General features: G+C 71.3%; 19 protein-coding genes. 11 read left to right on the top strand and 8 right to left on the bottom strand.

Features of this window, described 5'->3' with window-relative positions:
- Window positions 1-193: 193 nt before the first annotated feature.
- Window positions 194-1,156, bottom strand: a complete 963-nt coding sequence (locus ACWDR4_RS26665; protein ID WP_450412327.1) for a cyclase family protein — start codon at window positions 1,154-1,156, stop codon at window positions 194-196.
- Window positions 1,153-2,136, bottom strand: coding sequence for a fumarylacetoacetate hydrolase family protein (locus ACWDR4_RS26660; RefSeq protein ID WP_450412326.1), 984 nt, complete (start codon window positions 2,134-2,136; stop codon window positions 1,153-1,155). Before ACWDR4_RS26660 ends, ACWDR4_RS26665 begins: the two co-directional genes overlap by 4 nt.
- A 120-nt stretch (window positions 2,137-2,256) precedes the next feature.
- On the opposite strand from ACWDR4_RS26660, the gene ACWDR4_RS26655 reads away from it, so the two are divergent.
- Complete coding sequence (locus tag ACWDR4_RS26655) at window positions 2,257-3,168, top strand: LysR family transcriptional regulator (protein WP_450412324.1); 912 nt, start codon at window positions 2,257-2,259, stop codon at window positions 3,166-3,168.
- A gap of 139 nt (window positions 3,169-3,307) precedes the next feature.
- On the opposite strand, the gene ACWDR4_RS26650 is transcribed toward ACWDR4_RS26655, so the two are convergent.
- Both ACWDR4_RS26650 and ACWDR4_RS26645 read right to left on the bottom strand, forming a co-directional pair.
- Window positions 3,308-4,522, bottom strand: a complete 1,215-nt coding sequence (locus tag ACWDR4_RS26650; protein WP_450412322.1) for an MFS transporter — start codon at window positions 4,520-4,522, stop codon at window positions 3,308-3,310.
- Between the two features lie 271 nt (window positions 4,523-4,793).
- Complete coding sequence (locus tag ACWDR4_RS26645) at window positions 4,794-5,927, bottom strand: ABC transporter substrate-binding protein (protein WP_450412321.1); 1,134 nt, start codon at window positions 5,925-5,927, stop codon at window positions 4,794-4,796.
- 155 nt (window positions 5,928-6,082) lie between these two features.
- Between ACWDR4_RS26645 and ACWDR4_RS26640 the strand changes: the two genes are divergently transcribed.
- Complete coding sequence (locus tag ACWDR4_RS26640; RefSeq protein WP_450412320.1) at window positions 6,083-6,589, top strand: MarR family winged helix-turn-helix transcriptional regulator; 507 nt, start codon at window positions 6,083-6,085, stop codon at window positions 6,587-6,589.
- A 127-nt stretch (window positions 6,590-6,716) separates the two neighbouring features.
- Here the strand turns inward: ACWDR4_RS26640 and ACWDR4_RS26635 are convergent, their stop codons facing one another.
- Genes ACWDR4_RS26635 through ACWDR4_RS26625 form a run of 3 tightly spaced genes read right to left on the bottom strand, consistent with a single transcriptional unit; the run spans window position 6,717 to window position 9,267 of the window.
- Entirely contained in the window at window positions 6,717-7,073 is a 357-nt protein-coding gene (locus ACWDR4_RS26635; protein WP_450412319.1) for a hypothetical protein, read from the bottom strand.
- Window positions 7,070-7,708 carry a sigma-70 family RNA polymerase sigma factor gene (locus ACWDR4_RS26630; RefSeq protein ID WP_450412317.1) on the bottom strand — a complete coding sequence of 213 codons (639 nt, stop codon included), beginning with the start codon at window positions 7,706-7,708 and terminating at the stop codon, window positions 7,070-7,072. Before ACWDR4_RS26630 ends, ACWDR4_RS26635 begins: the two co-directional genes overlap by 4 nt.
- Window positions 7,705-9,267: a sodium:solute symporter family protein gene (locus tag ACWDR4_RS26625; protein ID WP_450412316.1), complete on the bottom strand. Its 1,563-nt coding sequence runs from the start codon at window positions 9,265-9,267 to the stop codon at window positions 7,705-7,707. Before ACWDR4_RS26625 ends, ACWDR4_RS26630 begins: the two co-directional genes overlap by 4 nt.
- Window positions 9,268-9,436: 169 nt before the next feature.
- On the opposite strand from ACWDR4_RS26625, the gene ACWDR4_RS26620 reads away from it, so the two are divergent.
- The 6 genes from ACWDR4_RS26620 to ACWDR4_RS26595 all read left to right on the top strand — a co-directional run bounded on the left by ACWDR4_RS26620 (window position 9,437) and on the right by ACWDR4_RS26595 (window position 17,273).
- Entirely contained in the window at window positions 9,437-9,658 is a 222-nt protein-coding gene (locus ACWDR4_RS26620; RefSeq protein WP_450412314.1) for a DUF3311 domain-containing protein, read from the top strand.
- A 130-nt stretch (window positions 9,659-9,788) separates the two neighbouring features.
- Window positions 9,789-11,966 (top strand): carbon starvation CstA family protein, encoded by a 2,178-nt coding sequence (locus tag ACWDR4_RS26615; protein WP_450412313.1) that lies wholly within the window; start codon window positions 9,789-9,791, stop codon window positions 11,964-11,966.
- Entirely contained in the window at window positions 11,963-12,163 is a 201-nt protein-coding gene (locus tag ACWDR4_RS26610) for a YbdD/YjiX family protein (protein WP_450412312.1), read from the top strand. Before ACWDR4_RS26615 ends, ACWDR4_RS26610 begins: the two co-directional genes overlap by 4 nt.
- 236 nt (window positions 12,164-12,399) lie before the next feature.
- Window positions 12,400-15,636 carry an amidohydrolase family protein gene (locus ACWDR4_RS26605; protein WP_450412310.1) on the top strand — a complete coding sequence of 1,079 codons (3,237 nt, stop codon included), beginning with the start codon at window positions 12,400-12,402 and terminating at the stop codon, window positions 15,634-15,636.
- A 188-nt stretch (window positions 15,637-15,824) separates the two neighbouring features.
- The gene (locus ACWDR4_RS26600; RefSeq protein WP_450412308.1) at window positions 15,825-16,808 is read left to right on the top strand and encodes an amidohydrolase family protein; all 984 of its coding nucleotides are present in this window, start codon (window positions 15,825-15,827) and stop codon (window positions 16,806-16,808) included.
- 9 nt (window positions 16,809-16,817) lie between these two features.
- Entirely contained in the window at window positions 16,818-17,273 is a 456-nt protein-coding gene (locus ACWDR4_RS26595; protein WP_450412306.1) for an RpiB/LacA/LacB family sugar-phosphate isomerase, read from the top strand.
- Window positions 17,274-17,380: 107 nt separating this feature from the next.
- Here ACWDR4_RS26595 and ACWDR4_RS26590 read toward each other — a convergent pair whose 3' ends face one another.
- On the bottom strand, window positions 17,381-18,160 hold the full coding sequence (locus tag ACWDR4_RS26590; RefSeq protein WP_450412304.1) for a DeoR/GlpR family DNA-binding transcription regulator: 780 nt from the start codon (window positions 18,158-18,160) through the stop codon (window positions 17,381-17,383).
- Window positions 18,161-18,305: 145 nt separating this feature from the next.
- Here ACWDR4_RS26590 and ACWDR4_RS26585 point away from each other — a divergent pair, with 145 nt between their 5' ends.
- From ACWDR4_RS26585 to ACWDR4_RS26575, 3 genes are all read left to right on the top strand, one after another.
- The gene (locus ACWDR4_RS26585) at window positions 18,306-19,205 is read left to right on the top strand and encodes an SIS domain-containing protein (protein WP_450412302.1); all 900 of its coding nucleotides are present in this window, start codon (window positions 18,306-18,308) and stop codon (window positions 19,203-19,205) included.
- A gap of 69 nt (window positions 19,206-19,274) precedes the next feature.
- A complete protein-coding gene (locus ACWDR4_RS26580) occupies window positions 19,275-20,123 on the top strand; it encodes a class II fructose-bisphosphate aldolase (protein ID WP_450412300.1) in 849 nt (282 codons plus the stop codon).
- A gap of 37 nt (window positions 20,124-20,160) precedes the next feature.
- A complete protein-coding gene (locus ACWDR4_RS26575) occupies window positions 20,161-20,949 on the top strand; it encodes a helix-turn-helix domain-containing protein (protein ID WP_450412299.1) in 789 nt (262 codons plus the stop codon).
- Window positions 20,950-20,959 lie beyond the last annotated feature (10 nt).

Raw genomic sequence — 20,959 nt, 5'->3', positions numbered from 1 at the left:
GTTACCTCCTGGAGTGGGGCCGCACGGCATTGTGCGGCGGCGTGCGGGGTGCACCGCTGTGAGGGCGGTACGAAGGGTGCGGGTTCGTTGTGGCTGGTCGCGCCCACGCGGCGGAGCCGCAGATTGATACAGCCCCGCGCCCCTTTGGGGCGCCGGTCCCGCGCTGGACTTCGGCCCCCGGCGACTCCTCGGGCTACTTCACCGCTAGCGGATTCACGGGGGAGCCGACGGCACCGGTGATGGGCAGGGGCGCTGCGGTGAGCCAGAACTCGTATGCGCCGTCCTCGGCGCAGTCGGCTGCCAGGGTGTCCAGGTCCCACATCTCGCCGATCAGTAGACCGATGTTGGGGATGACGACCTGGTGCAGCGGCTGGAAGGCGTGCTCGAACTCGTTCGGCCGTACCTCGAAGCCCCAGGTGTCCGTGGCGATCGCGGCGATCTCGGTGCGGTGCAGCCAGCCCGCCGTGGTGAACGACAGTCCGGGTGCCGGCCCGCCCGCGTAGTCGCCCCAGCCGTTCCGCCGGGCGCGGGCGAGCTGTCCGGTGCGGACGAGGACGATGTCGCCACGGCCGACGCTCACACCGTGCGCCTCGGCGGTGGCGCTCAGGTGCTCCTCGGCGATGGCGAAGCCGTCGGGCAACTCACCCTGCTCGCCGATGACTTGGCCGACGTCGAGGAGTACGCCGCGTCCGGCCACGTACGGCGCCATGTGCTCGATGCCGGTGACGAGGTCGCCGTCGGAGGTGACGACCTGCTCGGCCGCCCGGCCGTTCCACGCCTTGCCGTGGTCGAAGATGTGCCCGAGCCCGTCCCACTGGGTTGAGCACTGCAACGGCATCGCGATCACGTCGTCGGCGCCGCCGATACCGTGCGGGAAACCCTGGTTGCCGAGGGCCGCGTCGGTGCCGGTGTCGAGCATGGTGTGCACGGGGTTGGTGCGCCGGCGCCAGCCCTTCTGCGGCCCGTTCATGTCGAACCGCTGCGAGAGCGAGAAACTGACGCCCCGTCGGACGAGCGCGGCACCCTCGCGCCGCTTGGCCTCGTCGAGGAAGTTGAGGGTGCCCAGGACGTCGTCCTCGCCCCAACGTCCCCAGTTGGAGTACGACTTGGCGGCCTCGGCGATGGCGCCCTCCGGGTCGTGACGGTCGAGGCTCATGCCGACGCCTCCGCCGTACAACGGGTGCGCTGCACACCGAGACCGGTGATGGAGCCCTCCATGACATCCCCGTCGCGCAGCAGCCGCCCCCAGTGGATGCCGTTGCCGGCCGGGCTGCCGGTCAACACCAGGTCGCCGGGCAGGAGTTGGGCGGTCTGCGAGATGTACGACACCAGCCGTGCCACGCCGAAGAGCATGTCCTTGGTGGACTCGTCCTGCATGGTCTCGCCGTTGAGCCTGAGGGTGACCCGCAGATCATCGGTGTCCGCGACCGATCCGGCCGGTACGAGCCACGGGCCGAGCGGTGTGAAGCCAGGGGCGTTCTTGCTGCGCAGCCAGTCGGTGCCGATGGCCTTCATGTCCCGGCGGAAGACGGTGGCGCGGTCGGTGAGGTCGTTGGCGATCGTGTACCCGGCGACGTACTCCAGGGCCTCCTCCACCGGCACCCGGTGGGCGGGCCTGGCGATGACGACCGCCAACTCCAGTTCCCAGTCCGGCTGCTTGGCCCAGGAGGGCAGTACGACATCGTCGTACGGGCCCGTGATCGCGCTCGGCAGACCGATGAACACGTACGGCAGGTCCTCGGCCGCCCGGCGGTCCATGACCGCGGCGATCTCGGCCCGCGCCTCCTCGACCGTGCGCGGATCGTCGGGGGAGCGGTGGGCGACCTCCAGGTCGATCACGTGCTGCCGGTAGTTGGCGCCGGACTGGAAGATCTGCCGGGGCTCCAGCGGGGCGTGCACGCGCAGGCCCTCCAGCGGACGCCAGTCGAGGGCCGCGTCTCCGGCGAGGGTGTGCAGGACGGGGAGGGTCTCCTCCCACCGTTCCACCACGGCACGGATGCCGGACGGCGCCCAGTCCAGGGCCGTGCTCAGGTCGAGCACCCGGTTCTCGACCAGGAGACCGGGGAACGGCTCCCCGCCTGGTGCGGAGAACGTGCCGAGCGCGAACGGGCCGGCAGGTTGCGCGAGCGTTGCCATCAGATTTCCTTCTGCTGGGGTGCGGTCTACTCTGACCACGAACTGATGATCACGGAAATCAATCTTCTGTATGTGCCGAATCCATGGCATGGATGGCTCTCGCTCGCTAGGAGGTACCCGGTGAACCTGTCCCGACTCGACCTCAATCTGGTCCTCGCCCTGCGCGCGCTGCTGGAGGAGCGCAACGTCACCCGGGCCGGCGAGCGCATCGGCCTCAGCCAGCCCGCGATGAGCGCGGCGCTGTCCCGGCTGCGCCGCCACTTCGACGACGAACTGCTCGCCCGCACCGGCAACTCCTACGAGCTGACCCCGCTCGGCACCGCCCTGCGGGACCGCAGCGCCACCGCGTGCGACTTGCTGGAGCGGGTCTTCGCCAGCCAGGCCGACTTCGACCCGGCCGCCGAGTCCCGCGAGTTCACCCTGCTCGCCTCCGACTACGGGGCGGCCGTGTTCGGTGCCGCGCTCGCCCGCGCCCTGCACGAGGAGGCGCCCGGCATCCGGCTCACCTTCCAGCACCCGGCACCGTCCGTCCAGGAGAACACCGCCGCCCTGCTGAGCACCGTCGACGGACTGCTGATGCCGCACGGCGTGATCGACGGCTTCCCCGTCGTCGACCTCCACCAGGACCGCTGGCTGTGCATGGTCGCCGACGACAACCCCGAGGTCGGCGACGAACTCACCCTGGACCAGCTGGCCCGGCTGCCCTGGGCCGTCTACCAGCGCCCTTACGACGCCCCGGTCGCCCGGCAGCTCAGCATGATAGGGATCAGCCCCCGGACTGAGGTCTCGGTGCAGACCTTCCAGTTGCTGCCCCACATGGTCGAGGGCACCCGCCGGGTCGCGATGATCCAGGAGCGCCTGGCCCGGAAGGCGGTGCGCTCCGCGGCAGTGCGTGTCCTGGCCTGCCCGTTCGAGGCGGTGCCTGTGCGGGAGGCGTTGTGGTGGCATCCGGTGCATGCGCAGGATGCGGCGCACATTTGGCTCCGCCAGAAGGCGGCCGAGGTGGGTGCGACGCTCACTGGAACCCCCTAAGGGGCGCGAGGAACTGCGCGAGCAACCCCAGACAAGCCGTAGCCGCAATTGCCACGGAGCGTGCAACGGCGGGTGCGGCTTGGTGGGTGGCTGGTCGCGCAGTTCCCCGCGCCCCTAGGTGGGACGCCATGCCGTATCTCTAGAGCTTCAGGCCCGCTGCCACGAGGGCCGTGGCCAGGCCCAGCACCCCCACCGCCCCCGCCAGACTCCCCACCGCCGACTCCCCCGCGAGCAGCACCAGTGGGCAGACGAACTCCCCGCCGAAGAACGCCGCCATCCACAGCCCTGTCCCGCGCCCGCGGTCCTCGAAGTCCAGCCGGGACATCGCGCTGGTCAGCAGGGCCGGCAGCAGCATCCCGGTGCCCACGCAGTTGACGACCGCTCCGACGACCAGCAGCGGGGCGCTGCCCGCGAGGAACATCAGCCCGAAACCGGCGGCGCAGACCGCGAGGACGGTGGGCAGCATCGGGTCGGGGGAGCGCCCCAGGCGGGCGAAGGTGACCGCGCCGCCCACGGTGGCGGCACTGGCGATCGCGGTGGACAGGCCGATCACACCGGGGTTCTCCACGCCGAGGTCGTCGAGCAGGTACGCCATCTCCACGGGGACCGTGTAGAAGACCATCGCCCCGAAGAAGGTGAGCGCGCAGATCCCCGCCAGTTGCCGCCAGGGGAAGGCGCGGCGGGTCTCCGACCCGGCCGGGACCTCGGTGCCGGCCGACCGAGCGGCAGGGTTGGGCAGCGCGGCGGCCATCAGCGGGGCGAGCGCCAGGCTCACCGCGTACACCCAGAACGGTATGCGCCAGCCCGCCGATCCGGCTGCGCCGCCGACCACGAAGAAGGCGGTGGCCGACGCCGAGGCGCACATGGTCTGGAGGGCGAGGTACTTCACCCGTCGGCGACCGGAGTAGTAGTCGCCGATCAATGTCGTACAGCACGTCATGATCGCGGCCTCCGTGACCCCGACCAGGGCGCGGCTGGCGATGATGCCGCCCAGCGAGTCCAGCCAGAGCGGTGCCGTGCCGAACACGGCGTACAGCACAGTCGCCACGATCAGCAGGCGTTTGCGGCCCACCCGGTCCACGATCACCCCGGCGAACGGAGCCAGCAGCGCCAGTGCCAGCGCCGGAACGGTCAGCGCGAGAGGCACCAACGCCTTGGCGCCGGGGACCGACGCGAAGTGGTCCTGCATCTTGGGCAGTACCGGGGCGATCAGCACCGCGCCCAGGATCGGCAGACAGCTGCCCGCCATCAACAGGGTCACGCGCAGCAGATGGGCCGGGCCCGAGACCTCCAGGGACGACGGCGCGTCGTCGTCGACCGTGGCGGAAGGGGGTGGCAGGACGGGACCGGGCATGGCGACTCCAGGGACGGTATGAGGGAGCGGGCATGCCGGTTCTGACGGGCGCCGACGGCGCACGGCATGCTGCGGACGGCCGCACGACGGCGGCTGGTCCGGACAGCGGCGTGCGGGTAGGGACGACTATGGGTCGTCGTGCGCCGCGTCGCCATCCTCCGCGCGATCCGAATCCCGTATCCACCCCATCCACACGGTGGATGAGCCTGCCCCGCACCTCTGAAGGGGCGCGGGGCACGAGCCGTATGTCCGGCGGAGCGCTCAGCGGTGGTCAGAAGCCTCCGGGCGTACGTCCGAGCGTGCCCGTCGGGTCGCCGGGGTCGGCGCCCTCAACCCGGCCGAAGTACAACTCGACCTGGGAGCGGAAGCGTTCGACGGCCGCGCGGTCGGACATGAACCTCGCGAACGCCTTCGGGTCGGTGTTCTTGTACGAGGCCAGGGGCTTGAGGCCGGTCGGTGGGGCGACGTCCTCACGGACGGACCAGGTCCAGGTCGCGATGGCGTTCTTCTGCACGGCCTGGGAGTCGAGCCAGCTCATGAAGAGCTTGGCGCCGGCCTTGTGCGGGGCGTCCTTGAAGATGGCGCCGCGCTGGGACCAGGAGTTGAAGCGCTCGGAGTCGGAGAAGACCTGCGTGCCGTTCGGCCGGGTGTCGCCGCCGACGGCGATCGAGGCCAGGTAGTCGCCGCTCGCCACTCCGGCGGCGGAGCCGGGGACCCCGCGGATCAGCTTGGGGTTCTGCTCGACCAACTGGGCGAGGTAGTCCCAGCCGTACTTGTCGACGATCTGCTTGTAGCCGAACAGGACGGCGTCGTCGTCGTTCGGGTAGGTCAGGATCAACTTGTTCCTGTACTCGGGCTTGAGCAGGTCGGTACCCTTGAAGTCGCCCTGGTTCGCCGGGAGTTGCTTGGTGCTGACGAGGTAGGAGAAGGCGCCGTAGAAGACGCCGGTGTAGTAGCCGTCCTTGTCCTTGGCGTCGGCGAAGACCTTGTCCCAGCCCACCGGCTTGTACTTCAGCAGGTCGCCCTGCTTCTTCCAGCGGTCGAAGTCCTGGGTGGTCTGGAGGACGGCGGCGTCGGCGGTCAGCTTGCCGCTGGCGAGCTGGTTGTCGATCCGGGCGTCGTGGTACTTGCTGAGGTCGGTGACCAGGTTGATCTTCATATCCGGGAACTGCTGCCGGAACGCGGCGGCCAGACTGTCCCACTGGCCGGGGGCGTCGCCGCCCATGTAGACGGTGACCTTGCCGCCCTCGGCCTTCGCCGACTTGTAGAGCGACTGGAGCTGGTCCTGCTCGCTGACGGTGGTGTGCCGGTGGGCGGTGGTGCCGGCCATGGCTGTCGTGCCCGCGGCGGTCAGGGCCAGGGCGGTGGCGATGGCCGCGCCGATCAGCTTGTTCCTGTGCTTCATGGCGAAGTGCTGCCTCTCGTGTGCGAGTGAGCTGGTGTGCGCGTCTGTGAGTGCGGTGGTGTGTGGGCAATCGTTTGATACTTCAAACGTTGCGCTGTGGGGCACGCTAGGTCAGAAAGTTTGAAAATTCAAACGAGTGACTCTAGAGTGTGACCATGCCCACGACGCCCCAGTGGCTGGACGCCGAGGAACAGCGAGCCTGGCTCGCCTACGTCGATTTCTCCACGCATCTCACCGACCACCTGAACCGCCAGCTACGACGGGACGCGGGGCTGACCCACGCGGACTACTCCCTGCTCGCCCATCTGGCCTCCGTCCCGGACCGGGCTCTGACCATGTCCGAGCTGGCCGAGCGGCTGAGGATCACCCGCAGCCGGCTCACCCACGCCGTCACCCGCCTCCAGCAGGCCGGTCACGTGGACCGCCGCGACGACCCCGCGAACCGGCGCAACCAGCTCGCGGTGCTCACCGAGCTGGGGCAGGAACTGTTGGAGCGGGCGGCGCCCGGCCACGTGGACGCCGTGCGCCGCGCCGTCTTCGACGCGCTGACTCCTGAGCAGGTGCGGCGGTTCGCGGAGATCGGCGAAGCGATCAATGCGGCGTTGCGGCGCGTGGACGCCGCGGAGGACGACCAAGAGGCACTGCCTTGGCGCCGCCGTTAGTGGAGTGCCGCGAGGGGTTGTCGGTTCGCTGCGGCGCCGTCGTGGCTTGTCGCGCCCACTCGGCGAAGCCGCATATGGATACAGCCCCGCGTCCCTTTGGGGCGCTGCCGGACCGTACCTTCGACGATCAGGGAGAGACCCCGGACACCCCACCGGGCACGACCGCGCTCCGCGTGCCCGAGAAGATCACGCCCGGTTCGGACGGGGCGTGGTTGAGGACCCACAGGCCGATCAGTGTGGCGAGGGTGAAGACGACGGCGATCAGTACGGCGAGGACGAGCCGGCGGCGCCTTTCCCGTCGTAGCCAGTCGCCGCGCGCCGTGCGGTAGGCGTCCGGAGTGGGTGCGGCGCTCACTCCGCCGGCCAGGGTCTCCAGGGCGGCGCGCAACTCCCGTTCCGTGCGGTCCTGTTCCGTCACCTCCCGTTCCGTGAGTTCCCGTTCCGTGAAGTCGTTGTCGGCCCGGTCCGGGCTGGTGTCGTTCATCGCCGTGTCTCCATCGCCTGGGTCAGAGCGGCGATGCCGCGTGCGGTGTGCGTCTTGACCGATCCGCAGGAGATCCCCATCGCGGCGGCGATCTCGCTCTCCTTGAGGCCCAGCCAGTGGCGCAGGACCAGTGCCTCGCGCTGCCGGGCGGGCAACTGCTGAAGGGCGCCGATGAGCACCCGCTGGTCGTCGTGGAGGAGAGCGGTGCTCTCGGCGGAGGCGACCGAGTCCTCCGGTGGGGGCGGGTTCTCCACATGTCTGCGGGCGACCTGGAGGTGGCGTATGCGCATCCGGGTCAGATTGCAGACCGTGGAGCGCAGATACGCCTCCGCCGCCTCGGTCTCCCGCAGCCGCCGCCACTTCCGGTAGAGCTGGTAGTAGGCCTCGGCCACCACGTTCTCCGGGTCGTCCGCGCCGAGCAGGACGGCCAGCCGCAGCATCGAGGAGTAGTGCAGCTCGAACAGACTGGCGAGGGCGGTCTCGCGTTCGAGGTCGGCCGGATCGCCGACCACGGGGGCGAGGACCTCGCTCGCGGCGGCGGGCCGTGGCACGGACGGCGCGGCGACGGCCGGTTCGGCCAGGGCGGCGGCCACCGGTGGCAGCACCGGCAGGCGTGTGGGCTCTCTGCGTCTCACGGGTTGTTCGCTCCCGTCTCGGGGCGCCGCCTGACGATCAGGCGGGACGGCAGGTCGGTCGCGTCGGCGCCGCGCGGGACGCCGAGACGTTCGAGGGCCGCCGTGCCGAGGACGGCGACGGCCAGATTGAGCAGAAGGGCGGCCAGACCGGCGTACACCTGGAGTGGCTGGTCCGCGGAACCGAACGCCACGATGGACGAGAAGCCCTCGCGCACCACCATGAACGTTCCTGCCACCATGCCGACGGCCCACCCGGCGAGCAGCGCACGCGGATGCAGCCGGCCGGTGTAGAGCCCGACGGCGACGGCCGGGAAGATCTGCAGGATCCAGACGCCGCCGAGCAGTTGGAGGTTCACGGCGTCCTGGTCGCGCAGCCCGAACACGAACGCCACCGCCCCCACCTTCGCGGTGAGCGACACCGCCTTGGCGATGCGCACCTGCCGCTTGGGCGTGGCCGTCGGATGGACGTACTCGACGTACACATTGCGTACGAAGCTGGTGGCGGCGGCGATCGACATCACGGCGGCCGGGACCAGCGCCCCCACGGTGATCGCGCCGAACACCAGGCCCGCCAGCGGCCCCGGCATCAGCTGGTCGACCAGCATCGGCACGGCCGCCTCGGCGCCGCCCTCCGGTGCCTGGACCCCCGCCGCCAGGGCCGCGATGCCGAGGAAACCGAAGAGTGCAAGGAGCCCCGTCCACGCGGGCAGCGACACGGCGACCTTGCGGACGGTGCGCGTGCCGTCGGCCGCGAAACCGGCGGTGAGGACGTGCGGGTACATCAGCAGCGCCAGTGCCGAGCCCAGGGCGAGCGTGGCGTAGGCGGGCTGCTGTTCGGGGGAGAGGAGCAGGGGCGAGTGGGCGGCGTCCGTGCCGCCGAGTCGGCGCGCCGCCCCGTCGAACACCGCGCCGGGCCCGCCGAACCGGTCGAGGACCAGCCAGCAGACGGCGGTCAGCGAGACGAAGACGGCCACCGCCTTGAGCGCCGAGATGACGGCGGGAGCGCGCAGCCCGTGCCGGTACGTCGCCACCGCGAGCCCCGCGAACAGCGCCACCATGACCAGATCCCCGGCAGCGCCTCGCGGATACAGCCCCCCGGCGGTCAACACGGCACGTATGCCGAGCAGCTGCAGCGCCAGATACGGCATCGTCGCGAGAATCCCGGTCAGCGCGACCACCAGGGCCAGCGGCGGCGAACCGTACCGCCCGCGCACGAAGTCGGCGGCCGTGATGTAACCGTGCCGCCGGGCCACCGCCCACAGCCGGGTCAACAGGACGAAGGCCAGCGGACAGACGATCACCGTGTACGGCACCGCGAAGAACGCCGGCGCGCCATTGCCGTACGCCAGTCCGGGCACCGCGGTGAAGGTGTACGCCGTGAAGATCGTGCCGCCGAGCAGCAGCCAGGTCCACACCGGGCCGAGACTCCGGTCGGCCAGCGCCCAGCCCTCCAGCGAGGGCAGCCGGTCGCTCGGGCGCAGCCGGCGCGCGGGCACGGCGAGCAGCGACGCCCCGCCGATCACGGCGAGGAACGTCGCGGTCATGGCGCTGTCCGCCATGGGTCACCGTCCTTGGTGTGCCTGGAGCCCTCGCCGGAGAGTTGCGCGGGTGGCCGGTTCGGAGGACAGGGAACCGACGGGAAATCTTCTGGAAATTCGCTGTCAACCACATCCGGCGAGTGGGCAACTCTTGCACAGACCCCCAGCGAGCGGGAAGGGAGCGCAGGTCATGGCACGGACCGGACATCAACGGCTACGGCACGTCGCCGTCGCCGTGCTGCTCCTCGCGCCCGCGGCAGGGCTGCTGTGGGTCCCCTGGTACGCCGGTGCGGGCCCGCAGCTCGCCGGCACGCCGTTCTTCTACTGGTACCAGCTCGCCTGGGTACCGGGGAGCGGGCTCTGCCTGCTCGCCGCCTACGCCCTGACCAGGAAGGCGGGCCGCGACCCCTGACCGGGCCGGTCCACCGCCGACGTCACCTTCGCCGAGCCGCGCACACCCGTCGCACCCCAGCCCCAGCCCCAGCCCCAGCACCGGCACCAGCCGTCACCGTTCACCCATCACCGTCAGGTGAGGAGCCGCCATGTCCGCATCAGCCATGCCCGATTCCGCTCTCCCGGCACCGGAAGGCCCACCGAACCCGCCGTCCGGATCCTCCCGGATGACACCGCGCTCGATCCTGCTCTGGACGACCGTCGCCCTGGCCGGCGCCGTCTGCTGGGGCGTCCTCGCGCTGTCGCGGGGCGAGGAAATCTCCGCGGTCTGGCTGGTGGTGGCCGCCCTCGGCTCGTACGCCATCGCCTACCGCTTCTACTCCCGCTTCGTCGTCCGGCGGGTGCTGAAGCCGGACGACAGCCGGGCCACTCCCGCCGAACGCCTGGAAGACGGGGTCGACTTCCAGCCGACCGACCGCCGGGTGCTCCTCGGCCACCACTTCGCCGCCATCGCGGGCGCCGGACCGCTGGTCGGGCCGGTACTCGCGGCCCAGATGGGGTACCTGCCCGGCACCCTGTGGATCGTCGCCGGAGTGATCTTCGCCGGGGCCGTGCAGGACATGGTGGTGCTGTTCCTGTCCATGCGGCGGGACGGCAAGTCGCTCGGGCAGATGGCCCGGGAGGAGATCGGCAGGGCGGGCGGCGCGGCGGCGCTGATCGCGGTGTTCGCCATCATGATCATCCTGCTGGGGGTGCTGGCCCTGGTCGTGGTCAACGCCCTCGCCCACTCGCCGTGGGGCACCTTCTCCGTCGCCATGACCATCCCCATCGCCCTGTTCATGGGCTTCTGGATGCATGTCATCCGTCCCGGCCGTGTCGTCGAGACCAGCCTCATCGGGGTCGCGCTGCTGCTGCTCGCGATCGTCGGCGGCAGCTGGGTCCAGAACTCCTCGCTCGCGGACACCTTCACCCTCAGCCCGACCACCCTGGTCTTCTGTCTGGTCGGCTACGGCTTCGTCGCCTCCGTCCTCCCGGTGTGGATGCTGCTCGCGCCGCGCGACTACCTCTCCACCTTCATGAAGATCGGCACCATCGCGCTCCTCGCGGTGGGTGTCGTGGTCGCCGCGCCCGTCATGCGGGCGGACGCGGTGAGCGACTTCGCCTCCTCGGGCACCGGCCCGGTCTTCGCCGGTTCCCTCTTCCCGTTCCTCTTCATCACCATCGCCTGCGGTGCCCTGTCGGGCTTCCACGCGCTGGTGGCCTCCGGGACGACTCCGAAGCTGATCCAGAAGGAGTCCCAGGTCCGGATGATCGGCTACGGCGCCATGCTGATGGAGTCGTTCGTCGCGATCATGGCGCTGATCGCCGCCGCCACCCTCGAACCCGGCCTCTACTACGCGATGAACGCCCCCGCCGGACTCCTCGGCACCACCGCCGAGTCCGCCTCCCAGGCGGTCGCGGGCCTCGGCTTCACCATCACCCCCGACCAGCTGACGCAGGCGGCCAAGGCCGTGGAGGAACAGACGCTGATCGCCCGCTCCGGCGGCGCGCCGACCCTCGCCGTCGGCATGTCGGAGATCTTCTCCGGGGTCTTCGGCGGCGCGGCCCTGAAGGCCTTCTGGTACCACTTCGCGATCATGTTCGAGGCGCTGTTCATCCTGACGACGGTCGACGCGGGCACCCGGGTCGGCCGCTTCATGCTCCAGGACATGCTCGGCAACGTCTGGAAGCCCATCGGCCGGGTCAACTGGAAGCCCGGGATCTGGCTGTGCAGCGGAATCGTCGTGGCCGCCTGGGGCTACTTCCTCTACACCGGCGCCACCGACCCCCTCGGCGGAATCAACCAGCTCTTCCCCCTCTTCGGCATCGCCAACCAGCTGCTGGCGGCCATCGCCCTCACCGTCTGCACGACCGTGCTGATCAAGTCCGGCCGACTGCGCTGGGCCTGGGTCACCGGTGTTCCGCTGGCCTGGGTGGTCGCGATCACCTTCACCGCCGGCTGGCAGAAGATCTTCTCCGACGACCCCCGGGTCGGCTTCTTCGCCCAGCGCGCCAAGTACGCCGACGGCATCGACGCCGGCCAGGTCATCGCGCCCGCCAAGTCCCTCGACGACATGCACACCGTGGTCACCAACTCCACCGTCGACGGCGTCCTGATCGCCCTGTTCCTGCTGCTGGTCACGGTGGTCATCGCCAACGCCGCCGTGGTCTGTGTACGGGCCGTACGCTCGCCCGTACCGCTCCCGACGACCGAGACGCCGTACGTCGAATCCCGCATCGACCTGCCGCAGCAGGCCACCGAACCGCTGGTGGGGGCCCGCTCATGACCGTCCGGCACCGGGTACGTGCCGTGTTCCGACACGTGCGCTGGTACCTGCGCGAACTGACCGGAGAGGCGGAGTACGACCGCCACTGCGAGCGCCATCGCGGCCGGCACCCGCACACCCCCGTGCCGACCCGGCGCGAGTACGAGGTACTGCGCACCCGGCACCGGGAGACCCACCCGCAGAGCCGCTGCTGCTGACACCCCAGCCCCTGGCCCCCGGCGCGTCGACGCCGGGGGCCAGGAACGTTCAGTTGGATTTGCGCGACAGCCGGGGGGCAAGGCTCACGTCAGTGTGAAGTTCGGCCGATAACCGCCGGGCGGGGTCCCCCGAAGGGCGCTCTGCCCCTTACCTTCGCCTCACCGATCTCTCCAGCCCGACCCGCCCAACCCGTCTGACCTGTCCGACACGCCAACTCCGCACACTGGGAGCCCCCTTGGACGCCGAAGACACCTCCAGCCCCACGGACGACGACACCCGGTTCGGTCCGCTCTCCCGCCGCAGATTCCTCCAGGTGACTGCCACGGCAACCGTCACGGCCACTGCCACGGCCGCCGCACTCGCCACCGCCGGTACGACGGTGGCCGTCGCCGCGCCCAACACCGCAACCGACCTCACCTTCACCGCCGCCACGGGCGGCTCCGCGACCCTCGCTCCCGCCGGTGACCGGCTGGTCGCCGAGGTGCAGAACGTGCTCTGGTCCGTGCCGCGCGGCGGAGGCGCCGCCGTCGCGCTGACTTCGCCCGGTCTCGAACCCACGCGCCCCCAGTTCTCACCCGACGGCAGCCGTCTCGTCGTATGCGCCTACCGCGGCGGAGGCTTCCACCTCTGGACGCTGCGGCCCGACGGCACCGGCTTACGGCAGCTCACCGACGGCCCGTGGGACGACCGGGGCCCGGCCTGGTCGCCGGACGGCACCCGGATCGCGTTCGCCTCCGAGCGCGAGGGAGACACCGTGACCGGCGCCCCGTACCGCGTCTGGGTCGTGGACGTACGCACGGGCGCGCTGACCCGGCTCACCGGGCGCCAGGATCAGCAGGGCCCCGGGCAGGACACCGCCTGGGAGGACTTCGACCCGACATGGTCGCCCGACGGCGAGCGGGTGCTGTTCGTGCGGGGGACGGTCCCGACCCCGGGCTCCCTCCGCGCTACCACCGTCGCGTCCGTGGCCGCCGACGGCTCGGGCCCGGTCGTCACGGAGCACACCGACGACTCCGGCGCCCAGCTCATGACCCCCGCCGTCTCATCCGCCGGACGCCTCGCCTACCTCCGCACCACGGCCGCCCCCACCGCCTCCTGCACCCTCGTCGTGGACGGCACACCGGTCGCCGTCGACGGCGACCTCCTCCCGGCACCGCCCCGCTGGACGGACGGCGAACGACTGCTGCTGAACATCGACGGCCAGTTCCACCTCCTCGACCCGGACGCACCGGCCGACGGCGAGGAGATCCCGTTCACGGCGACGCTCCCCGTGCACCGCCCCAAGTACCGCGTCAAGTCGTACGACTTCGAGGGCGCCGGCACCCGTCCCGTCCGCGCGATCCACCTGCCCGCCCTCTCCCCGGACGGCCGGTCCGTCGCCTTCGCCGCGCTCAACGCGCTGTGGACCGCGGGGACCACGGGCGGCCGTCCGCCCCGCAAGGTTCTCCAAGTACCCGCCACCCGCTATGTGTTGGCGCCGACCTGGTCGCCCGACGGCACGGCGCTGGTGTACGCCGACGACCGCGACGGCCTGTTCACCGTACGGCGGCGCGACCTCGACTCCGGTGCGGAGACCGTGCTCGCCGAGGGCGGCCGGGTCTTCCCCGCCCTCTCGCCCGACGGGACGCGGCTGGCCTGCCTGGACATGGCGGGCAACCTCGTGGTGCGCGACCTGCCCGACGGCGCCGAACGGACCCTCGCCGCACCGCTCGGAGCGGGTGGTCTGCCCGGCCGCCCCAGCTGGTCACCCGACGGCCGGTACGTCGCCCTCTGCGACCGCAACCGCGTCAACCAGCGCTTCCGCGAGGGCTTCAACCTCATCCGGGTCGTCGACACCACCACCGGCACCGCCGTCCTGCACGCCCTCGCCCCGCACACCTCGCTCGCCGACCGCTACGACTCCGGGCCCGTCTGGTCCCCGGACGGCCGCTGGATGGCCGTCGTCGCCGAGTCCGCGCTCTGGCTGCTCCCGGTCCGCGCCGACGGCACTCCCGACGGCGAGCCACGCCAACTCACCACCGAACCGGCCGACCACCCGTCCTGGTCGGCCGACGCCCGCACCCTCCTCCACCTCTCCGCGGGCACCCTGCGTCTGATCGACATCACCGACGGCAGCACCCGTACCGTCCGCGTTCCGCTGGACTACCGCAGACCCCGCCCGGCCGACACGGTCGTCCACGCGGGCCGCTTCTGGGACGGCACCGGGCCGGACGTCCGCGAGGACATCGATGTCGTCGTCCGCGACGGCCGTATCGCCGAGGTCGCCCCGCGCCGGGCCGGCCGCGCGGCCGTACGCCGGATCGACGCGAGCGACCGTACGGTGATCCCGGGTCTGTGGGACGCGCACACCCACCCCTGGCAGTCCACGTACGGCGGCCGTCAGACGGCACTCCAGGTCGCGTACGGCATCACGACCGCCGTCTCGCTCGGCGGCTTCGCCTACGAACAGGCCCGCATCCGCGAGGCGGTCGCCGCCGGTGCCCTCGCCGGCCCCCGGCTCCTGGCCACCGGCGAACTGCTCGACGGCGGGCGCGTCGCCTACAGCATGGCCCGCGCCCACCGCACCCCCGAGGGCCTGCGCCGCTCCCTGACCCGGGCGCGGGCGCTCGACTGGGACTTCGTGAAGACGTACGTCCGAGCCCCCGGCTGGGTGATGAAGGAGGCCGCCGACTTCGCCCACGACCGGCTCGGAGTGCGCAGCGGCAGCCATCTGTGCAGCCCGGGCGTACAGCTCGGCCAGGATCTGACGACCCATCTGCAGGCCACCCAGCGACTGGAGTTCGGGCACGCGACCACGGCGACGGGCCGTGCCTACCAGGACCTGGAGGAGATCTACACCCGTACCGACTTCCACCTGATCGCCACCCCGTTCACGGCGGCTCCCCTGCTCGGCGCCGACCCCGCCCTCGCCGACGACCCGCGCGTCACGACGCTCATGCCCCCGTGGGACACCGCACTCGTCCGACAACAAGCCGGAGTTGCGCCCACCGAAGCCCAACTGGCAACACTGGCAAGGGAGGTGGACGTCTACCGGCGGATCCTCGCTGCGGGCGGCCTGGTCGCGCTCGGCACGGACCAGCCGCTTGTTCCGGTGGGCCTGCACCTGCACCTGGCCCTGCGCGCACTGCACCGCGCCGGCCTGTCACCGGCCGAGGCGCTGCGCACCGCCACCCTGCTGCCCGCGCGGGTCTTCGGCGCCGACGCCGACCTGGGCACGCTGGAGGAGGGCAAGCTCGCCGACCTCACGATCGTGGACGGCGACCCCTTCACCGACTTCGCCACCCTGATCCGGACCGTGGCCGTCCTGCGAGGCGGCATCCCCTTCGAGCAGACGGACCTGGTCGACGCCTTCGGGCCCGACTCCACTCGCCGTCACGACCCACAAGGGGCGCTGGCTTCAGCCGCGGACTGGCTGGAGGTCAGCCACCAGATGCGACGGGACGGCTGCTGCGATCCGGGCAGCGGAGGCTGACCACTGGTGACCGACGACTGGTGACCGACCGCCGGTGACCGACCGCCGGGTGGGATCTTTCCGGGATGCTCCGGGATGCTCCGGGATATGCCGAGATGTGGCGTGCACCCCATGTCGCGTATCGTCGTTTCTTGGTCGATACCGCATATCACGCACCACATCGGCCGAATCCGAGGAGGCTCGGACGTATGACGGACCCCATCCGGACGGGTCCCCGCCGCATCGACGTCCACCAGCACCTGATCCCACCGGAGCGCGCCCGTGCGATGGCCGGGCGTGCCGTCGGCCTCGGCTGGCCCGCTCCCGTGTGGGATGAGGCGAGTGCGCTCGCGATGATGGACCGCCGGTCCATCGCCACCGGCGTGCTGTCGTACGCCGCTCCACTTGCCGCCCCCGACGACCCGGACGGCGCCCGAACCGGAGCCCGGAGCGTCAACGAGTACACCGCCGAACTGGTCAAGAACCGGCCCGACCGCTTCGGCCTGTTCGCCGTGCTGCCCCTCCCGGACGTCGACGGCGCGCTCGCCGAGGCCGCCCACGCCCTGGACGAGCTGAACGCCGACGGCGTGATGGTCCTGTCCAACGCCCAGGGCCGCTACCTCGGCGACCCGGCGTTCGAGCCCCTGTGGGCCGAACTGGACCGCCGGTCCGCCGTCGTGCTCGTCCACCCCACCGCCCCGCCAGGTCCACCGGGCCCTCCGGACCCCGCGCTGCCGCCCGCCCCACTGGTCGATTTTCCCTACGACACCACTCGCACCGCCCTGCATCTGGCGATGCGCGGGGTACCCCGGCGCTACCCCCGGATCAGGATGATCCTGCCGCACGCGGGCGGCTTCCTGCCGTACGCCGCCCACCGGCTGGCCCTCGCGGGACACCTCGACCCCGACACCACCCCCGAGGACTTCCTCACCGACCTGCGCAGTTTCTACGTCGACACCGCCCTCGCCGGCAGCCCCGCGACCCTGCCCTCGCTGCTCGCCTTCGCGGATCCCGAACGCATCCTGTTCGGCAGTGACTTCCCCATGCTCCCCCAGGAATGGGGCACCGGCTTCGACAACGGCCTTGACGCGTACGCCGGTTGGGGCCCCGGTCAGCTGCACGCGGTCAACCGTGGCAATGCCGAGGCGCTCATTCCGCGACTCGCGGCGACCGTCCGGTCCACGGCCGGTTAGTCTCGGGGCATGCGGATCTCCGTTTCCTCGGACATGGACGAACCCGTGGCCCGCGCCCTCCTCGGGCACCTGCGGGATCGCGGACACGACGTGGTGACGTACGGAGCGCTGAGCCCCGGCGACGATCCGCAGTGGGCCGCCTGCTCGGAGGCGGCGGCCCGTGAGGTCGCCTCCGGGAACGCCGACCAGGCCGTCGTGTGCTGCTGGACCGGTACGGGTGCGTCGATCGCCGCGAACAAGGTGCCCGGCGTACGCGCGGCCCTGTGCACGGACGCCTACACGGCGGACGGCGCCCGCCGCTGGAACGACGCCAACGTGCTCGCGCTCAGCCTGCGCCTGACCTCGGAACCGCTGCTCAAGGAGATCCTGGACGCCTGGTTCGCCGCCGAGGCGAGCGCGGACGCCGAGGACCGGGAGAACGTGGCTCGCGTCGAACGGCTCGACAGCACCAGAACCACCCCCTGAATGAGGGCAGTTGAAAGAGGGTCGTGATCGCTGAGGCCGCATTCACTGAGGCCGTGATCACTGAGCCCGTGATGACTTCAGACCGCGATCACTCACACCGTGATCACTCAGACCGAAATGACCCTGAGGCCGGCCTCCTCGAACCGCCCCACCGTCTCCGCGTCCGCCGCCGTGTCCGTGACCAGCGTGTCCACGGCCTCGATCGCGCAGATCCGGGCGAACGCCCGCCGCCCCAGCTTGCTGGAGTCGGCGGCCACCACCACGCGCCCGGCGCGCTCGCACAGCAGCCGGTTGATCGCGGCCTCCGCCTCGTCGTTCGCCGCCGCCCCGTGTGCGACATCGAGGGCGACCACACCCAGCACGGCCATGTCGATGGTGATCTGACTCAGCACGCCGTCGGCGAGCGGCCCGACGAGTTCGTACGACTGAGGGCGTGCGACCCCGCCCGTCAGCACGATCTTGAACTGGGGCCGTACGGCAAGCTCGTTGGCGATGTTCAGCGCGTTCGTGACGATCGTCAGCGCGGGCGAGCCGACGGTCAGATCGCCGCGTACGGCCAACGCGCGCGCCACCTCCGTCGTGGTCGTCCCGCCGGTCAGGCCCACTGCCTCACCGGGGACGACCAGACCCGCGACCGCCCGCGCGATGCGCTGCTTCTCGGAGGCGCGGCGGGCGGTCTTGTAGCGCAGCGGCAGCTCGTACGACACGCCGTGCACGACCGCGCCGCCCCTGGTGCGTACGAGCATCTGCTGCTCGGCGAGCTGGTCGAAGTCACGACGGATCGTCGCGGCCGACACCGCCAGCTCGGCCGCCACCTCCTCGACCTCCAGTCGACCCCGCTCGACCAGTAGCTCCAGCAGGGACTTCCAGCGGGCGTCCCGGGACATCCGGACTCTCCGTTCCTCGATCTTCCGCGACCCTAGCGCACCGAATGTGCACGGTCCCTGCTGCTCGAATGCTTGATTCTGCTCGAAATCTGGCTATATCTTGCAAGAACAAGCATGAATCGGCTCTCTGGGGGAGAGGCACCGCATGACCTACGTCGAGGACGAACTGAACAGCCAGCCCGAGTGCTGGACCCGCGCCGCCGCGGAGGCGACCGCGCATGCCCACGCGCTGCCGGCGGCGGGGGAGCGGGTCGCGATCGTGGGCTGCGGGACCTCGTACTTCATGGCACAGGCCGTCGCGGCCCTGCGGGAAGGCGCCGGCCAGGGCGAGACGGACGCCTTCGCCGCCTCCGAGTTCCCCTACGGCCGCCCGTACGACCGGGTCGTCGCCCTCACCCGGTCCGGCACCACCACCGAGGTGCTCGAACTGCTCGGACGACTGCGGGACGGCACGCCCACGCGGACGCGGACGACCGCGATCACCGCCGATCCCCGAACTCCCGTGATGGAAGCGGCCGATGACCTGGTCGTGCTCGGCTACGCGGACGAACGCTCCGTCGTGCAGACGAGGTTCGCCACCACCGCCCTCACCCTGCTCCGGGCGCACCTCGGACTGCACGACGAGACCGTGCTCGACGACTGCCGTACGGCGCTCTCGACTCCGTTGCCCGAAGGGCTCGTCGAGTGCACGCAGTTCACCTTCCTCGGCCGGGGCTGGACGGTGGGGCTCGCCAACGAGGCCGGGCTCAAGATGCGCGAGGCGTCCCTGTCCTGGACCGAGGCGTATCCGGCGATGGAGTACCGGCACGGCCCCATCAGCGTCACCACCCGCTCCACAGCGACCTGGATGTTCGGCGAGGCGCCGGAGGGGCTGGCCCAACAGGTGCGGGACACCGGTGCCTTGTGGGTGGCCGGCGTCCTCGACCCGCTCGCCGAACTCGTGCGTGCGCAGCGCCTCGCGGTCGCGGTGGCGGCGGCACGGGGCCTCGACCCCGACCGCCCGCGCCACCTCACCCGCTCGGTGATCCTCACACCAGCAATCTGAGGCCTCGTCAATGTCCAGGCACCACACACCCGTTGAACGCCAGGCCCGAGAGACCCGGAAGGAGGAGACATGCCCCTCGTGACCACCGGCGAACTCGTCACCCGGGCCGCCGCCGCACGCTCGGCGGTCGCCGCGTTCAACATCATCACCCTGGAGCATGCCGAGGCTGTCATCGCCGGTGCGGAGGAGGCGGGTTCGCCTGTCGTCCTCCAAGTCAGCGAGAACGCCGTCAAGTTCCGCCAAGGGCAAGTCCTTCCGCTGGCCCGCGCCGCCGCCTCGGCCGCCGACCACGCCGCCGTACCCGTCGCGTTGCACCTCGACCACGTCCAGAGCGACGACCTGCTGCGCCAGGCGCCCGCCGCCGGATTCAGCTCCGTGATGTACGACGCGGCCCGGCTGCCGTACGCCGAGAACCTCGCCGCGACCAAGGCCGCCGCCGACTGGGCGCATACCCAAGGGCTCTGGATCGAGGCCGAGTTGGGACAGGTGGGCGGCAAGGACGGCCGGGCCCCGCTGGACGCGCACGCACCCGGCGCCCGTACCGACCCCGCCGAGGCCCGCGCCTTCGTCACCGACTCAGGGGTGGACGCCCTCGCCGTGGCCGTCGGCAGCACGCACGCCATGACCACCCGTACGGCAGCCCTCGACCACGACCTCCTGAAGCAACTCTCCGCCACTCTGGACGTCCCCCTCGTCCTGCACGGCTCGTCCGGCGTACCGGACGGCGAACTCGTGGCCGCCGTCGCGGGTGGCATCACCAAGGTCAACGTCGGTACGGCCCTCAACGTCGCCATGACCGGCGCCATCAGAGAGTTCCTCGCCGCCCACCCCGAGACGGTCGACCCGCGCACCTATCTGAGCGTGGGCCGGGAGGCGATGACACGGGCGGTGACCCGGATCATCGGCGTACTGGGCTGACAGGGCTTACGGTCACCGTCGCTGGTAGTTTTTCACCATGCGTGAAACGGAGCTGTACCTCGGCGAGCCGCCCCACGTGGCGAACGCGGGCGTCGGCGTGCACGGCGTCGCGAGCCGCACCGACGTCTTCCGGCTGCCGGAGCTGTGGCAGCTGCACCTCTACCAGTACGAGGCCGAGCTGATCGTCGGCGGCACACCGCACGTCGTCCGCCCCGGCCGCGTCAGTCTCGTACCGCCCGGCGCCACGGTCCGCTTCCGCTACCAGGGCCGCTCCGAGCACCTCTACGCACACCTGCGCATCCCCGCCACCGGCCCCTCGCGCACAGTGCCCGTCGTCCAGGACGCGGGCCCCGAACTCCCCACCCTCACCGGCCTGTTGCTCGCCGCGATCGCCGCTGTGCCGCGCGCCCCCGAGCACACGAGGGCCGAGATCTGGACCGCGCTGTGGCGCATCGCCCACCTCACCCCGGACACCGAACGCCCCGGCCCTGGTCCGCACCCGGCGGTCAGCGCCGCCATCGCGTACATCGAGGGCCAGCTCGCCGCCCCGCTCACCGTGCCGGCCGTCGCCCAGGCGGCGGGCGTCTCGCACAACCACCTGACCAGGCTGTTCAAGGCCGCGACCGGCGACACGGTGGTCGGCTGGATCCGCCGCCGCAGACTCGACCGCGCCCACCACCTGCTGCGCGCCTCGACCCTCTCCATCCCGGCGGTGGCCGCCTCCGTCGGCATCCCCGACCTCCAGGCCTTCAACAAGGCATGCCGCCGCGAACTCGGCGCGTCACCACGAGCCCTACGGGGAGAGCCGGCCACCACTGATACATGAGGTGGTAGAA

Source organism: Streptomyces sp. NPDC000878, from assembly GCF_053599695.1.
This window is presented reverse-complemented; position numbering and strand designations above follow the sequence as displayed.

What these genes read in the sequence shown, in the direction of transcription:
- ACWDR4_RS26665 (WP_450412327.1), bottom strand. Translation starts at nt 1,156, where the DNA reads ATGAGCCTCGACCGTCACGACCCGGAGGGCGCCATCGCCGAGGCCGCC.
- ACWDR4_RS26660 (WP_450412326.1), bottom strand. Translation starts at nt 2,136, where the DNA reads ATGGCAACGCTCGCGCAACCTGCCGGCCCGTTCGCGCTCGGCACGTTC.
- ACWDR4_RS26650 (WP_450412322.1), bottom strand. Translation starts at nt 4,522, where the DNA reads ATGCCCGGTCCCGTCCTGCCACCCCCTTCCGCCACGGTCGACGACGAC.
- ACWDR4_RS26645 (WP_450412321.1), bottom strand. Translation starts at nt 5,927, where the DNA reads ATGAAGCACAGGAACAAGCTGATCGGCGCGGCCATCGCCACCGCCCTG.
- ACWDR4_RS26640 (WP_450412320.1), top strand. Translation starts at nt 6,083, where the DNA reads ATGCCCACGACGCCCCAGTGGCTGGACGCCGAGGAACAGCGAGCCTGG.
- ACWDR4_RS26635 (WP_450412319.1), bottom strand. Translation starts at nt 7,073, where the DNA reads ATGAACGACACCAGCCCGGACCGGGCCGACAACGACTTCACGGAACGG.
- ACWDR4_RS26625 (WP_450412316.1), bottom strand. Translation starts at nt 9,267, where the DNA reads ATGGCGGACAGCGCCATGACCGCGACGTTCCTCGCCGTGATCGGCGGG.
- ACWDR4_RS26620 (WP_450412314.1), top strand. Translation starts at nt 9,437, where the DNA reads ATGGCACGGACCGGACATCAACGGCTACGGCACGTCGCCGTCGCCGTG.
- ACWDR4_RS26615 (WP_450412313.1), top strand. Translation starts at nt 9,789, where the DNA reads ATGTCCGCATCAGCCATGCCCGATTCCGCTCTCCCGGCACCGGAAGGC.
- ACWDR4_RS26610 (WP_450412312.1), top strand. Translation starts at nt 11,963, where the DNA reads ATGACCGTCCGGCACCGGGTACGTGCCGTGTTCCGACACGTGCGCTGG.
- ACWDR4_RS26600 (WP_450412308.1), top strand. Translation starts at nt 15,825, where the DNA reads ATGACGGACCCCATCCGGACGGGTCCCCGCCGCATCGACGTCCACCAG.
- ACWDR4_RS26595 (WP_450412306.1), top strand. Translation starts at nt 16,818, where the DNA reads ATGCGGATCTCCGTTTCCTCGGACATGGACGAACCCGTGGCCCGCGCC.
- ACWDR4_RS26590 (WP_450412304.1), bottom strand. Translation starts at nt 18,160, where the DNA reads ATGTCCCGGGACGCCCGCTGGAAGTCCCTGCTGGAGCTACTGGTCGAG.
- ACWDR4_RS26585 (WP_450412302.1), top strand. Translation starts at nt 18,306, where the DNA reads ATGACCTACGTCGAGGACGAACTGAACAGCCAGCCCGAGTGCTGGACC.
- ACWDR4_RS26580 (WP_450412300.1), top strand. Translation starts at nt 19,275, where the DNA reads ATGCCCCTCGTGACCACCGGCGAACTCGTCACCCGGGCCGCCGCCGCA.
- ACWDR4_RS26575 (WP_450412299.1), top strand. Translation starts at nt 20,161, where the DNA reads ATGCGTGAAACGGAGCTGTACCTCGGCGAGCCGCCCCACGTGGCGAAC.